Annotated in this window: 18 protein-coding genes; 4 read left to right on the top strand and 14 right to left on the bottom strand. The window is 64.9% G+C overall.

The genetic code is table 11. From position 1 onward, the window contains the following. Positions 1-22 precede the first annotated feature (22 nt). The gene (locus CEX88_RS02925) at positions 23-1357 is read left to right on the top strand and encodes an MFS transporter (protein WP_094292352.1); all 1335 of its coding nucleotides are present in this window, start codon (positions 23-25) and stop codon (positions 1355-1357) included. Here the strand turns inward: CEX88_RS02925 and CEX88_RS02920 are convergent. From CEX88_RS02920 to CEX88_RS02860, 14 genes are all read right to left on the bottom strand, one after another. Next, entirely contained in the window at positions 1274-1849 is a 576-nt protein-coding gene (locus tag CEX88_RS02920) for an isomerase (protein ID WP_094292351.1), read from the bottom strand. The two genes, CEX88_RS02925 and CEX88_RS02920, sit on opposite strands and share 84 nt — an antisense overlap. Next, positions 1849-3075, bottom strand: a complete 1227-nt coding sequence (locus CEX88_RS02915; RefSeq protein ID WP_094292350.1) for a cytochrome P450 — start codon at positions 3073-3075, stop codon at positions 1849-1851. The genes CEX88_RS02920 and CEX88_RS02915 overlap by 1 nt, the downstream gene beginning before the upstream one ends. After that, positions 3072-4241 carry a cytochrome P450 gene (locus CEX88_RS02910; RefSeq protein WP_094292349.1) on the bottom strand — a complete coding sequence of 390 codons (1170 nt, stop codon included), beginning with the start codon at positions 4239-4241 and terminating at the stop codon, positions 3072-3074. Before CEX88_RS02910 ends, CEX88_RS02915 begins: the two co-directional genes overlap by 4 nt. Continuing rightward, positions 4238-4660, bottom strand: a complete 423-nt coding sequence (locus CEX88_RS02905; protein ID WP_066843569.1) for a hypothetical protein — start codon at positions 4658-4660, stop codon at positions 4238-4240. Before CEX88_RS02905 ends, CEX88_RS02910 begins: the two co-directional genes overlap by 4 nt. Further along, on the bottom strand, positions 4657-5712 hold the full coding sequence (locus CEX88_RS02900; RefSeq protein WP_094292348.1) for an NAD(P)H-dependent amine dehydrogenase family protein: 1056 nt from the start codon (positions 5710-5712) through the stop codon (positions 4657-4659). Before CEX88_RS02900 ends, CEX88_RS02905 begins: the two co-directional genes overlap by 4 nt. After that, positions 5705-6754, bottom strand: a complete 1050-nt coding sequence (locus CEX88_RS02895; protein ID WP_094292347.1) for an NAD(P)H-dependent amine dehydrogenase family protein — start codon at positions 6752-6754, stop codon at positions 5705-5707. Before CEX88_RS02895 ends, CEX88_RS02900 begins: the two co-directional genes overlap by 8 nt. 70 nt (positions 6755-6824) lie before the next feature. Then, the gene (locus CEX88_RS02890) at positions 6825-7265 is read right to left on the bottom strand and encodes a hypothetical protein (RefSeq protein WP_094292346.1); all 441 of its coding nucleotides are present in this window, start codon (positions 7263-7265) and stop codon (positions 6825-6827) included. Between the two features lie 21 nt (positions 7266-7286). After that, positions 7287-8009: a hypothetical protein gene (locus CEX88_RS02885; RefSeq protein ID WP_202931356.1), complete on the bottom strand. Its 723-nt coding sequence runs from the start codon at positions 8007-8009 to the stop codon at positions 7287-7289. Then, positions 8006-8134, bottom strand: a complete 129-nt coding sequence (locus tag CEX88_RS26485) for a hypothetical protein (protein WP_256364342.1) — start codon at positions 8132-8134, stop codon at positions 8006-8008. The genes CEX88_RS02885 and CEX88_RS26485 overlap by 4 nt, the downstream gene beginning before the upstream one ends. 16 nt (positions 8135-8150) lie before the next feature. After that, positions 8151-8972: a CbbQ/NirQ/NorQ/GpvN family protein gene (locus CEX88_RS02880; protein ID WP_094292345.1), complete on the bottom strand. Its 822-nt coding sequence runs from the start codon at positions 8970-8972 to the stop codon at positions 8151-8153. After that, positions 8969-10498, bottom strand: coding sequence for a nitric oxide reductase activation protein NorD (locus CEX88_RS02875; protein ID WP_094292344.1), 1530 nt, complete (start codon positions 10496-10498; stop codon positions 8969-8971). The genes CEX88_RS02880 and CEX88_RS02875 overlap by 4 nt, the downstream gene beginning before the upstream one ends. A 15-nt stretch (positions 10499-10513) precedes the next feature. After that, a complete protein-coding gene (locus CEX88_RS02870; RefSeq protein WP_094292343.1) occupies positions 10514-10696 on the bottom strand; it encodes a hypothetical protein in 183 nt (60 codons plus the stop codon). 131 nt (positions 10697-10827) lie between these two features. Continuing rightward, positions 10828-11508, bottom strand: a complete 681-nt coding sequence (locus CEX88_RS02865; RefSeq protein ID WP_094292539.1) for a hypothetical protein — start codon at positions 11506-11508, stop codon at positions 10828-10830. 79 nt (positions 11509-11587) lie between these two features. Beyond that, positions 11588-12187, bottom strand: a complete 600-nt coding sequence (locus tag CEX88_RS02860) for a TetR family transcriptional regulator (RefSeq protein ID WP_094292342.1) — start codon at positions 12185-12187, stop codon at positions 11588-11590. 74 nt (positions 12188-12261) lie between these two features. Between CEX88_RS02860 and CEX88_RS02855 the strand changes: the two genes are divergently transcribed. The 3 genes from CEX88_RS02855 to CEX88_RS02845 are packed head-to-tail and all read left to right on the top strand — an operon-like array spanning position 12262 to position 14363. After that, the gene (locus CEX88_RS02855; RefSeq protein ID WP_094292341.1) at positions 12262-13050 is read left to right on the top strand and encodes an SDR family NAD(P)-dependent oxidoreductase; all 789 of its coding nucleotides are present in this window, start codon (positions 12262-12264) and stop codon (positions 13048-13050) included. 12 nt (positions 13051-13062) lie between these two features. Then, positions 13063-14136, top strand: a complete 1074-nt coding sequence (locus CEX88_RS02850) for an NAD(P)H-dependent amine dehydrogenase family protein (protein WP_066843538.1) — start codon at positions 13063-13065, stop codon at positions 14134-14136. Then, positions 14133-14363 carry a hypothetical protein gene (locus CEX88_RS02845; protein WP_066843535.1) on the top strand — a complete coding sequence of 77 codons (231 nt, stop codon included), beginning with the start codon at positions 14133-14135 and terminating at the stop codon, positions 14361-14363. The genes CEX88_RS02850 and CEX88_RS02845 overlap by 4 nt, the downstream gene beginning before the upstream one ends. Positions 14364-14395 lie beyond the last annotated feature (32 nt).

Below are 14395 nucleotides of genomic sequence, written 5' to 3'. Positions count from 1 at the left end.
GGGGATGGCACACAATCGATGCATGTCGACGGTGTCTTCACCGGTCTCGCCGATGCGCGTCGGGCTGGCCAGCTTCATCGGAACAACTGTCGAGTTCTACGACTTCCTCATCTACGGCACCGCCGCCGCGCTGGTGTTCCCGAAACTGTTCTTTCCCGCCGTGTCACCTGCCACGGGATTGCTGTTGTCGTTCGCCACCTTTGGCGTCGGGTTCGTCGCGCGCCCCCTCGGTGGCGTGGTGTTCGGTCACTTCGGGGACCGCGTCGGGCGCAAGAAGATGCTCGTCTACTCGCTGCTCGTGATGGGGACCGCGACGGTGCTCATGGGGCTACTGCCGACCTACGCCCAGATCGGCCTCGCCGCCCCGATTCTGTTGACCGTGTTGCGGCTCGCGCAGGGTTTCGCGGTCGGAGGCGAGTGGGGCGGTGCGACGCTGATGGCCGTGGAGCACGCCTCGGACCGCCACAAAGGGCTCTACGGGGCGTTCCCTCAGATGGGTGCGCCCGCCGGGACGGCATGCGCGACGCTGGCCTTCTGGGCGGTGTCACGACTCCCCGACGACCAGTTCCTGGCGTGGGGGTGGCGCATCCCGTTCGTGGCCAGCGCGCTGCTCATCGTCATCGGCCTGGTGATCCGGCTTTCCATATCGGAAAGCCCGGACTTCGCGGCTCTGCGGCGGCGCGAACAAGTGGTGCGCATGCCGATCGCCGACGCGTTCCGCAGGCACTGGAAGCAGATACTGCTGGTCGCCGGGGCGTACCTGTCTCAAGGAGTGTTCGCATACATCTGCGTGGCCTACCTGGTGTCGTACGGCACGACCGTCGCCGGGATCGACCGCACGCAAGCGCTTTTCGGGGTGGCCGTGGCGGCGGTGGTAGCGGTCGCGACCTACCCGATGTTCGGGACGCTTTCTGACCGGCTGGGCCGAAAACCCGTCTTCCTGGCAGGCGTGATCCTGATGGGCATCTCGATCGGCCCGGCGTTCGCGCTGATCAACACGGGCAGCGCGGTGCTCTTCGGTGCCGCGCTCCTGCTGGTCTTCGGCCTCGCGATGGCGCCGGCCGCGGGCGTGACCGGCTCGCTGTTCAGCCTCGCGTTCGATCCCGACGTCCGCTACAGCGGCGTGTCGATCGGTTACACCCTGTCCCAGGTGGTGGGTTCGGCGTTCGCTCCGACGATCGCCACTGCCCTGTACACGGCGACCAGAACGAGCAACTCGATTGTGGCCTATCTCGTTGCCGTTTCGGTGATCTCGGCGATATCGGCCTGCTTCCTACCGGGCGCGTGGACGCGGCCGGCGACGGATCAACCGCGAGAACTCGACCGTCGAACGGCGGACCGAGTCCAATTCGAGTGACACCAGCAACGTGTCGACCATCGCGAACGGCAGAGTCGTCGCCACTGCACCGCGCCCGTATTCGATGTGCCACGACCCGGGATGGATGGTCAGGCCCCGCGCCTGCCCCTTCTCCAAGCATGTCCGCTCACCCGGAAGCAACACCATTGCGGTGTTGTCGTCGGATTCGAGGTCGTAGGAGTCGATCCGGCCCGCCATCAGGAACTTGTGGATCTGCACCCGCTTGTAGCGACCGGAGAAACCCTGCGTGCCCGTCGGTGAACCGAAGATCACGATGTACTCACGCGGGCTGAAGTACACGAACCGCACCTTGCCGAGGATGCCGCCCGCTTTGCTCGCCACCCATCGTCCCGGTGTCGCATCGATCAGGTCGGGGTACGCGTCGGCGAGCAGTTCGACGGCGCGCGTGGTGAGTTCGCCGCTGTCCACGGGCAATCCGACGACCTGCTGGGCGACGCCGTGCAGCACGTCGGGATCGATCCTGTACCGCATCAACCGAACTCTATCGGCAGGCTCGTCGGTCCGCTCATACCCAGCAGCGGCTTCCACGGTGCCGGTCCGGCAACGCGCGGATTCGGCATTCGCCGCGCGATGATGACCAGGGCCTCGCAGAGCTCGCGCCGGGCGAGATTGGCCCCCAGGCAGTAGTGCGCGCCGCCACCGAAGGTGAGGATGGGCGGCGGATCGCTACGGGTGACGTCGAAGCGGGCCGGGTCGTCGTAGACGGTCGGATCGCGGTTGGCGGCGTAGGTGTTGACGATGATGAACGTTCCGGCGGGAAACGTGACTCCGCCGACCGTGACGTCGTCGAGCGCACTTCGGACGGTGCTGCACATCGACGGGGAGTGGCGCATGGTCTCCTCAACGGCGCGCAACGCGAGGCCGGGCTGGTCCCGCAACAGCTCCCACTGCTCGGGGTGCTCGCACAACACCTGCATGGACGCCGCGAGCTGGCTTCGGGTGGTGTCGGTTCCGGCGATCAACACGCTGAAGGCCAGCATGCGCAGCTCGCCGGCGTCGAGCCGGTCGCCGCCGTCCTCGGTGCGGATGAGCTCGGAAAGCAGATCATCGGTGAGGTCGTCGCGCCGATCGGCGATCATCTGGTCGATGTAGCCGTCGAACTCGTCCCAGGCCCGCAGGATCGTCGGTTCCTCTTCGACGAGATCGCAGTCGAAGCTGACGATTTTGAAGATGTCCTCGGCCCAGCGCGAAAACCGTTGCCAGTCCTGCCTGGGCGCACCCAGCAGGGCGCAGATGACCGGGATCGGGTAGGGCCTCGCGATGTCGTCGACGAACTCGCACCGGCCGAGGTCCGCGACGCGGTCGATGAGCTCGTTGACGACGGTGTGGATCGTCGGGTCCATGCGAGCGGTCGCCCGTGGTGTGAAGGCCTTAGAAACCAGACCACGCAACCGGCGGTGCTCATCGCCGTCCATGTTCAGGATGCTGCGAGTCACCCTGTCCCACAGCTCCCCTGAGGTGATGCCGTGCGCCGACAGGTGAATACCCCGCGGAATCCCGAAACGCGGGTCGCGCAAAACGGTCCTGGCCAGTTCGTAGGACAGCACCTCCGGTCCGATCGGGCCGAGCGCGACCGGCGCTTGCTTCTGCGCTGCCTGGAACTGCGGGTAGATCTCCTGAGGCGTCGCGGTGATGTCGTAGGACAGCGTCGGCAACCCGGCGTCGAAGACGCTGGGCCGCCCGGCCTCGACGGTCACGGCGTCTTCCCGATCATGAGCGGCAGTTCGCGAAGCGCGCACGTCGCCGAGGGCCAGGCGATCTCGGGAACATAGCCCGGGCGGAGGTCGAACTGCGTTATGCGCGTCAGCCACTCGGTCACGACGAGTCGCAGCTCCATCCGGGCCAGGTGAGCGCCCAGGCACCGGTGCGGGCCGCCGCCGAAACCCCAGTGCTTGTGCAGTTTGCCGTCCATCACCAGATCGTCGCCGGAAAGCGGATCGCTACCGTCGCGGTTGATGGCGCCGACACAGAGCCGCACCTGCGCCCCTGCGGGCAACGTGACCCCCGCGACCGTCACCGGCCGGGTGGTCACACGCCCGAGCACCGGCGCGGCGGGTTCCAACCGGATCACCTCTTCGACGAAGGCGCCGACGTCGTCGGGGTTGTCCCGAAGGTGCCGACTCAGCTCCGGGCGCCGGGCCAGCTCCAGCATCGCGGCACCGATCGAGGCGGTGACGGTGTCGAGGCCCGCGAGGACGAACACCAGCGACATCCCCGTCGCTTCGGCATCCGACAGCGCATCCTCGCCGTGTAGAACGTCGGACAGTATGCCGTTGCGTGGCGACTCCCGCTGTGTCTGAACGGCTTCGGTGAGATAGCCGAAGAGCTCGGCCGCCGGGGTCAGATCCACACTGGTCGGATCCGTGGCCAGGCTGACCGCGATGATCGCATCCTTCCAGGCGATCAGGCGTTCGCGGTCCTCGAGCGGAAGGCCGAACAACGTGAGGAACACCTGCGACGGGTACGGGACTGCGAGATCGGCCATCACTTCACACTCGGTGCGCCCGGCGATCTCGTCGATGATGTCGATCACCTGCGCCTGCAGCGACGGCAGCAGCGCGCTCAGTGTCTGCGGGCTGAGATACGGATGCAGGAGCCGGCGGTAACGGGTGTGCTCGGGGGGATCGAACCCGAGGGGTACCAGGGGCACCGGGCTGATCATGTCGTCGTAGTCGGTCCTCGACGAGAACGTCTCCGGATCGCGCAGTGCCGCGAGCACATCGTCGCGCCGCGTGAAGTAATACCAGCCCTCGCCGTAGAGCACCGGCCCGAGGCCCCGCAGCTTGGCCCAACCCTCGCCGCGGTCGCGCGCCATCGGCAGATCCTCGTAGAGGACCTGCGTCAAGCCCGGTACCTCGGTCATGACACGTTGGTGGCCAGAAGCGTCACTGGGAGCCCGAGAACCGACAGATCGATCTCGTCGAGATATGAACCCTCTCCCGAGAATCCCTGTCGGAAACGGATACTCGATCCGTAGCGCTGCGCGACGGACTCGGCCTCCGCGGCATCCGGCACCCGCAGCACGACGGTGTACACCCCGTCGCCGTGACGCTCGAGGAATTCGTTGACGTGCGCTGCCACCGAAGCGGTCGATCCGGGTACCGGGCTGATCAATTCGATGCCGCGATCCCAGTCCAGATGTACGCGCACACCGAGTTCGGTCAGTTCGGCCTCCTGAAGGGCGAACCCGAGCTCGGTGAACAACGCGGCCGCCTCGGCGCGACGTTCCGGCGCCACCGCGAACACGACGTGGTGCAAGCGCGGCTCCGCACTGGCCGTCATCTGCGCACCAGCCCGCGCGGTTGGATCAGGCCCAGGTCCACATGGGTCAGCCAACCCGGCGCCGCGTCGCAGACATCGGGGATGGCGTTGATCGCGCCCATCGCCGTCCAGGTGTATCCGGGGTGGGTCATGGTGCCGTCCGCGGCCACCCGCCCGTGCATCGTCAGCTCGGTCGGCGGATCCCCCTCGATGACGATGCGGTACCGCGTCCGGCCCCAGTCCCACGGCGGATCGAGTTCGGCGGGTCCGCCGGTCAGGTAGATGGCGTGGAACACGATCAGCGGCGCGCCCTCAACCATCGCGGTCCACGTATGGTGTTGTGCGGCCACGGTTCCGCGCAGGATGGCGCCCTCGTCGTGCGGGATATCGCGGGTGGCTGTCGCGGCGTTGACGTCAGCGGTCACGTCGTCGATGGTCACGCCGAGACCGTCGGCGATCATGTGCATCGACTGGGCGAAGAACGGTACGCCGAGCCCGAGGATCGTCGGCTCCGAGAGGAACTTGTCCCTGTCCTTACCGAATCCCATCCAGTCGATGTGGTCCATCGGCGCATCGGTGAGCACGTTGACGACCTCCCACACCTCGACCCTGTCGACGCGGGAGGCGACCCGAGCGAGCGTGAGTGGCAGGATGTCACCGGCGTAGCCGGGGTGGATGCCGCCAGCGTGAAACGACGTGCCGCCGTCCACGCACGCGGAGCGGATCTTGTCGCCAGCTTCGCGGAAATGCTCTGTGGGATGGAAGAATCCGCTTGTGGTGACGACGTTCTTGCCCGACCGCAGCAGCCGGCACACGGTGTCGACATCCATGATCACCGGGGTGTAGAAGACGCAGTCCGCATCGAGAGCCATGACCGCCTCGACGTCGTCGGTGGTGATGACCCCGGTCTCCCCGATGCCGGCGATCTCCCCCGCGTCCTTGCCAACCTTGTCCTTGCTGTGCACCAGCACACCGACAAGTTCGAACACCGGGCACTGGGCGAAGTGTCGAACTCCGACCTGGCCGACGTCGCCGGTCATCCACTGGATCACGCGATACTTCCGGTCAGACATTGAGGACTCCTCTCGGGAGCAGCAGCGGCAGATCGGTGTAGGTCGCGATGCCCGGTGGCGCGGCCACGACGGCCGGGATCGCGGTGATCGCGGGCATCGCGACGATCGACAGGCCCAGCATGATGTAGTCGTCGATGGTCTCACCGACGAAGCCTTCCGGAGGAAGGAAACTCAGGGTGGTCTTGATCGTGGGTGTGCCTTGAACCTCCACGGTGTAGCCCATGTCGAGTTCCCAATCCGGTTCGAGTGTCTGGCCTTTGCGCCACCGGCCGCGGATTTCGATGACCTCCTTGCCGCCGACGATTCCTTTCCAGCCGACATCGACTCCGGCGACACAGCCTTTGGCGATCAACCAGTCGCCGGGCAGTTGGAGGTCAGCGGTGGTCTGGGCGTATGCGACGTCGCAGCGGACCTCGTCGAGTTGGACGCCGAGTGCGTCAGCGACGAGCAGGACACCGTCGCGGAAGATGGCCGAACCCTTCTCGGTGATCGACTTGAGGTCCGGATGGCCGATCGGATACCCGAAGCCCATCGGCTTCTCGGTGTCGGGCGAGTTGTAGATGGTGGTGTCGATGGCCTCCACGACCGAAACCTTGTCCACGCGTTCGGACAGCCCGGCCGAAACGACGGCGAAGAGTTGGATGAACCCGGGGTTGATTCCGCTGCCGAAGATGGTCGAGCCGCCGTCCCGACAGGCTTCGACGATGCGGTCGCGGTCGTCGCCGAAGAAGTGTCCGGTGATGAACTCGGACGTGGAGACGATGTTGACGCCCGCGCGCAGAATCCGGACCATCTCGTCCACATCGGCGAACATCGGGTTGTAGACAACGCAATCCGGCTCCAGCGCCAGCAGGACGTCAATGTCATCGGTCGCGGACACGCCGAGCGCGTCGATGCCGCACAGCTCCCCCACATCGCGACCGACTTTGTCCTTCGACCACGCATAGCAGCCGACCAGCTCCAGCTGCGGATTGATCGCGACGGCGCGGACGGATCGCTTGCCAACGTTTCCCGTCGTCCATTGGACGATCCGATACGTCATGCCGCCGACCGTTGGGCAGGGCTGAACACGACTGGGCACGAACGGAACCCGCGCGCGGCCGGTTTTCGGTTCACGGAGCCGGATTGCCTTGGGATTGGGCGGCTTGCCGCGCTTCCCGCTCTTCGTGGATGCGGACCAGTTCACGCCAGCCGATCCTGTTGTACTTCGGTACCGGTTGGATGCCCCACTCGTCTTGAGCGGTGTCCTTGCCCTCGGCGCCCTCAGGGGGACCCAGCGGCGGGTACGGCACCTTGCACTCCAGCGCGTCATCGGAGTAGCGCACCTTGAGTAGCTCGCTACAGATCTCGGTGAGGCTGAGAGTCGGATAGCCGTAGTAGACGGCCATGAACGGCAGCGTGAACGCTCCCTCGATCACCAGCGCAACCAGGCAGACGAGCACGGCACGCTTGATGTAGAGGTGCATCCGCGCGTAATACGGCGTGGTGCCCGGCGGTAGATCGTCGGTCTTGTCTTTTTCGCTGCTGTCGGGTGTAAGCGAAGACGATGTCATGGCTCGGCTCCTTGAACCTGTTCAGTCTGTGAAGATTTCGCGATTGACCGTGTGGAGATACGGAATGGCCAAGAAGGGCGTGATGTAGAAGATGTCGTACAGCCACCATCCGATGACCGGGAAGACCACCCCGGCATAGCGCACGTCGGCGTACATCGTCATGTTGAAGACGTACAGGCACCAGATGAGCACACCCATCCAGCAGGTGATGATCATCCACTGATGGCCCCAGCGCTTCATCTGCAGGAAACCGATCGCCGCGGCGCATCGCATCGCGAAGACCGTCAGGATCATCCCGAACACCATCGACTTCTCGCCCGGTCCGGCCGCACCCCCTACCCACAGTTCGTTGTAGTGCCAGAAGTAGCCGGCGTCGAACATCGCGCCCCAGCCGACCATCAGCACGCGGTTGATCAGCGTGTGGTTGGCGACCAGGTCCAGCGCCCAGCCGAGGCTGTTCAGCATCCCGTCGATCAGCACGAGATAACCGATCAGGGTGACGATCATCGGCCGCATCGACAGTCCGGCGCGCGCGGCCTGACGTTGTAGCCATACGCCACGCATGAAGATGGGAAACCCGATGAGCCCGGGCACCCACATCCCCATCAACGCGGCACCGACGATCATCCACTTGTCGGCACGACGCTGGGCGAGCCGCGATTCCTCGTGGTGCTCCTCGAGGCTCACGGAATCGTCTCGTGCGGCCAGCGTCTTCGAACGGCGGCTCAGCAGCGGCAGATTCACAGCTCCCACCAGCCGCGCGCGAATGACATGTAGAGCTGAATCGCGAACATCGTGAACAGGTAGCCGTAGATGACTATCTGCAGGATGATCAGCGCCTTCTTACGCTTTCTTTCCTTCTGATCCATTGGGGTCAACTCCTTCCTAGCTGGGGGTGCTTGGCGCGTCAGCGGCCAGGCTGGCCACGGCGACCTCACGCAAGCCGTCGGTGATGGCACCGTCGGTGGACAGCGGCGCGAGGATGCAGGCCTCGGCAGCCTCCAGTTCGGTTGCGCCCGCGACGATCAATTGCGCGGCGGTGATTAACACGCGGGTCGATGGCGGTTCGAAGTGAAACGCCTCATCGGCCGTGCGGATCGCGGTGGCGCAGTGCACGAGTCGTGTCGCGGTCGCGGCGCCCACCCCCGTCTCGGCGACGATGACCTCGGCTTCGCGGTCCGGCGTCAGGTACTTCATGGGGATCGTCACGAAGCGTTGGCGAAAGGACGGTTTGAGTTCCTTCAGCGAGCTGCGGTAGGCGGGGTTGTACGAGCAGACCAGCATGAAGGTGTCCGGTGCCTTGACGACCTCCCCTGCCCTGTCCAGGTACAGCGCGCGGCGGTGATCGGTCAGCGAGTGCAAGATGGCCAACGAATCGTGGCGGGCCTCCACCACCTCGTCGAGGTAGCAGATCGCACCGCCCTTCACAGCCCTGGTGAGCGGCCCGTCGGTCCAGACGACGTCACCGCCGGTGACCATGAACCGCCCGACAAGATCGGAACTGGTCAGGTCGTCGTGGCAGCTGATCGTCACCACGGGCCGTTGCAGCAGCACCCCCATGTGCTCGACGAGGCGGGTTTTACCGCAGCCCGTCGGGCCGGTCAGCATCACGGGCAGCCGCTGTTGATAAGCCTGCTCGAACAGCTGGACTTCGTTGGCGATCGCGTAGTAATCGCTGGTGGCTATTCGCTGGCTGGCGTCGCTCATGCGGCCACCAGTTCGCGATGGACGTGGGCAAGCACTCGGGGCAGCTCCTCGATTCGTCGGATGCGTTGTGAGCGAAGGGGTCCGAAGACCTCCGGCAACGGGTCGACGCGGGTGGGTCCCACTCCGACGTAGTAGATGCTCACACCCGCGTCGTTGGCCTCCTCGACGGCGTGCGCGGCGTCGGCCCAGGCATAACGGCCCTCGTATCCCTCGTCGGAGATGAGCCCGTCACCGATCACGATGAGCAGTCGGCGCTCGGACGGTTGTGCGAGCAGTCGGCTGGTCAGGTGGCGCAGCGGGGCTCCGAGACGGGTGTAACCGCCGGTGGCCAGTCCGAGGCGACCGGGTGGCACGAACCGGCGGTCCTCGAAGTCTTTGAGACAACTGACTTCGACGCGGTGACGGGTGTTTCCGGTGAACACGAAGATGCCGTGCCGCTCACGGGCCAGCGTCATCGCGCGCGAAAGAGCGTCGGCGCACGCCAACTCGAGTTTGAAGATCCGGCCGCCGTGCACACCGAGCGACGAACTGCCGTCCAGCAGAAGGGCCGTGGTGACGTCCCGGTTGCTGGGCAGCAGTTCGCGGAAGATGCGCGGTTCGATCGCCTCACCGGTGGTCAGGTCGATGTAGTGGTTGACGTACTGTTCGACGTCCAGGTCGGAACCGTCCTCCAGCCGGTTCTTCATCGCGCGGTGGGTGTGCTCCTCGAACCACCTTCGCAGTTCGGCGGATACGGATTCCGGCTCGCGCGTGTGCGACGCGTGTGCCTTTTCGAGTACCGCGACATGATCGCGCATGAAGCTCTTGGTCCAGGCGTTCCATTCGGGGTAAGGGATCCCGGGCCGGTGCTCGGGTGTGATGTCGAGATCGTTGTCCTGCGGCCGACTCGGCGGCGGCAGGTTGGGATTGCGGATTCCGCCGTCTCCGCCAACGGGTATGGAATACGGCCGCGGCAGTCGCTTTTCCGATGTGGTCCAGGGCATCCGGCCCAGCGTGCGACGTAGTTTGTCCGACATGCTCTGCGGAGCGGTGTAGGCCAACGGGAGCCGGCCGAACAGCGGATCGACACCTAGTGATTCCCCGGTGCGCGCCAACGCGATCGCCCGGTTGAGCATCGAGGTCGCATCGACGTCGCCGCCGAGAATCTCGATGTCACCAAGCACGCGTCGAAACTCCGGCAGCAGGCCGGGCCAGCGCGCGGAGACCCAGCCCAGGGCTACACCGGCCTCGACCACGGTCAACGCACGCAGCTCACGTGTCGACAGCTCGTTCAGCCGGAACCCGACCACCTTGTCCTTCGACGGCGCACATTGCAGCGCGATCCCGCAGGTGAGGGTCCTGCGAGTCCAGCCGGGGTTGATCGGATAGGGCACGTGGACGAAATCCAGTGCAGCGTTGAGGCCGAAGGCGCGGTGCTCGCCGGTCACGAGGCGAACGCCCTGGCGCCGTTGCCCGCTCAGGGCCACGGCCGTGACCGCGCAACTGCGCTCGACCGCCATCGCGTGTGAGTCGGAGAGTTCAGCCATCGAGTTCAGAGCCGCTCAGAAGGTCCCGATGTTGGAGAACATCCAATACCAGAACCAGATGATCAGGCCGGTGCCGCCCCAGGCGGCGACGTAGCGAAGCATTTCCCAGATCCAGTCCACGTATGCGCCTCCTCGGAGCGGGTTGAAGTCAGCGGGATGTGTCAGCCGCGCGGCCGCGGCGGCCGGTTCTGCCGGCATCGAATGGCGACCTCGGCGTCGGCCGCGGCGTCAGTCCCTGCCGGCCTTCTCCGCACGCCAACAACTTGGCCTGAGCCGTCATGGTAAGCCCCCTTTTTAGTCCATATGCTGACTCACGTCAATGAGTAGAGTCAGTCAGAGAAAATCTCCCTGTTGACCGTGTGCAGGTACGGAATCGCAAGGAACGGCGTGATGTAGAAGATGTCGTACAGCCACCACCCGACGACGGGGAAGATCGTGCCCGCGTACCGCACATCGGCGTACATCGTCATGTTGAACACGTAAAGACACCAGATGAGCACACCCATCCAGCAGGTGACAATCATCCACTGGTGGCCCCACCGCTTCATCTGAAGGAATCCGATTCCGGCGGCGATCCGCATGGTGAAGACGGTGAGGATCATCCCGACCTCCATCGCCTTCTCGCCCGGCCCTGCGGCACCCCCGAGCCATAGCTCGTTGTAGTGCCAGAAGTAGCCGGCGTCGAACATCGCACCCCAACCGTTCAACAGGATTCGCGCCAGGATGGTGTGGCTTGCCACCAGGTCGAGGGCCCAGCCGAACACGTTGATCGCGGCGTCGACGATCACGCAGTATCCCAGCAGCGTCACCAACATCGGCCGCACCGACAGCCCGTTACGGTGCGCCCTGCGCAGCAGCCACACTCCGCGCAGGAACAGGGGCAGCCCGAAGATCCCCAGCGCTGCGGTGCCGATGAGCACACTGCCCGAGATGAGCCACTTGTCGGCCTGGCGCTGCGCCAGCCGCGAGGCCTCCGCATGCTCGTCCAGCCCGCTTGCGGTTGCGGTCATTGCGGGCGAATTCACAGGCACCTCCTGAAACCGGTAAGTGCCCATGAGCTTGTCAGTGGGGCTGACTCAAGTCAACCAATCAGCGCACCTCGATACCGCGCAATGTCCTGGCGATGTAGTCGTCGAGCATCGCGCTCTGGGTCGGCCACTGGGTCGTGGTGGTCAGCAGTGCGTACAGGCCCAGCAGGAAGAACACCGCACTGTTCATCGGATTGACGTCGGGGGCCACTCGGCCGGCCTTCTGGGCGCGTTCGATCTCGCAGGCCACCCTGACGATGACAGGGTGTTCCTGGCTCTCGTCGGCCGGTCGGCTCTGCGAGAAGTGCAGTGCGATGAAGTCTTTGAACAACTCAGCGCCGAGACGGCGTTCCAGCCCGAGTACCAACCGGACGGCCTCTTTGAGAATCGCGGGCAGGGTGCGTTTGGAATCCGCGTACCGGCCGAGTTGTTTGGCGATGCGTTCTTCCTCGCGGCGCTCCAACTCGAGCAGCACATGTTGTTTGGTCGGAAAGTGGAAGAAGAAGGTGCCGTGGGCAACTCCGGCAGCAGCGACGATCGCCCCCACGTCGGCATCGGCCATTCCCGCCCGCTTGAACTCGGCGATGGCCGCGCCCATCAGTCGCTCTCGCGTCTGTAGTCGCTTGGCCTCGCGCGCCGATGGCTTGTCTACCACTGCCATACGTCGACGATATCAATACTTTCGTTGGCTTCGCATTTGTGATTGACTGCGGTCAGTTTGACGGAGGAGGCTCAATGGCGTTGGAGCAGTTCAATCTCGATGGGCAGGTGGCGATCGTCACCGGAGCCGGCAAGGGCGTGGGCCAAGGTATCGCCAGGGTGCTGGCCGAAGCGGGTGCGACAGTGGTCGGCACCGCACGCACCGAATCCGACATCGTCGCGACGATCAAAAGCATCGAGGAAAGCGGCGGTAAAGGACTCGCCCTGGTGGCCGACGCGATCAACCGTCCAGACGGCGAACGTGTGGTGAACACGGCGATGAATGAGTTCGGGCGCATCGACATCCTCATCAACAATGTGGGTGGTTCGACGTTCGGCTCGTTTCTCGATATCACCGACGAGGACTTCCGGCACACCTTCGACTGGTGTGTCACGTCAGCGTTCATCATGAGTCAACTCGCCGCCCGTCACATGATCGAGGCCGGACATGGCAACATTGTCAACATCTCCTCGGGATCAGCACGTTTCGGCATCCGCGCGCTTACCGCGTACTGCGTCGCGAAGGGTGGGCTCGAAGCGCTCACCCGGGCGATGGCCCAGGAGTTGGCACCGAAGATCCGCGTCAATGCCATCGCACTCGGCTCATTCGCAACCGAGGGACTGCAAAGCGGCCTCGATATGATGCCAGGGGCACTGGACACGATGCTCTCGCTCACTCCGCTGCATCGGCTCGGCGACGTCGAGGATCTCGGTCGCCTCTGCGTCTACCTCTCGACCAAGGACTGCTATGCGACCAACGCCATCTTCCACGTCGACGGCGGAATAGACTCGAACAATCTGCCGCTGCCCATACCCGACTACTGATCGAGGCTTGAAATGCGAAGAGTGGTCCAGTTTTCAACCGGTAATGTTGGACAGCATTCGCTGAAAGCCATCATCGGGCGACCCGACCTGGAACTAGTCGGGGTGCACGCCGCCAATCCCGAGAAGGTGGGGCGCGACGCCGCCGAACTGTGCGGCCTGCCCGAACCGACCGGGGTCATCGCCACCGACGACATCGACGCGCTGATCGCCCTGAAGCCGGATTGCGTGGTTTACACCGCGCTGGGCGAGACCCGGCCGATGGAAGCGATCGAGCAGATGTCGCGCTTCCTGGCCGCCGGAATCAACGTCGTCGGCACGTCGATGGTGTGGCTGGTGACACCGCACCAGATCGACGACTGGCTGCGCACGCCGTTGGAACAGGCTTGCACTGAAGGTAATTCCTCGCTGTACGTCAACGGAATCGACCCGGGGTACTCGGGTGACACCGCGGTCCTGTCAGCATTGAGCCTGGTCACCCGTGCGGAGTCGGTCACCGTCCAGGAAGTCTTCGACTACGGGAACTACGACGATTACGAGTACACCGGCACCGCAATGGGATTCGGCAGCAAACCGGGCGACGAGCCGGCGATGGCCTTCCTGCCGGGCGTCGTCACCACGATGTTCGGCGGACTGGTGCGCAACATCGCCGATCATCTCCGCGTCGAACTCGATGACGTCACCGAGCGTTTCGAGCCCTGGTACACCGATCAGCGCATCGAGTGCAAGATGATGACCGTCGAACCCGGTGGGCTGGCAGGTGTGCGCTTCGCCGCCGAAGGTTTCCGCAACGGTGCGCCCCTCATCACCGTGGAACACACCACGCGACTCACCCCCGCGGCCGCACCCGACTGGGAGTACCCGCCTGAAGGACACAGCGGCGTGCACAAGGTGATCATCGAGGGTGAGCCGCGCGTGGAGGTCAACACGCTGCTGTCGCACCCGGTGCTCGACGTCACCGAAGCGGGTTGCGTTTCCACCGCTGCTCGCGTCGTCAACGTCATCGACTGGGTGTGCCGGGCCCCCGCGGGTCTGATCTCGATGGAGGAGATCCCGCCGGCCGAGATGGTCCGCGGCCTGATCTGGTGAACAGCCTCGTACCGCCCACTGTCCGTCAGGCGCGGTGGCTGATCCTCGGCGGGATATTTGCCCTCGTGCTCGGTGTGCTGCGCGGATACGCGTTCTTCGCGCACGGTGGCCTGATATTTCTCATGCTGAGCGTACTTTTCGTCGGCATCGGGGCGGCGTCGATAATCGCCTCGGTGCTGAGGCTGCGGTTGGGCGACCCGCCGCGTGACGGTGACGCACGCCGCTGACCAAACGCCAGCGGTGTGCGTGCACGCCCGGT

Origin of the sequence: Mycobacterium neumannii (genome assembly GCF_002245615.1) — a bacterium.
GTDB lineage: Bacteria > Actinomycetota > Actinomycetes > Mycobacteriales > Mycobacteriaceae > Mycobacterium > Mycobacterium neumannii_A.
This window is presented reverse-complemented; position numbering and strand designations above follow the sequence as displayed.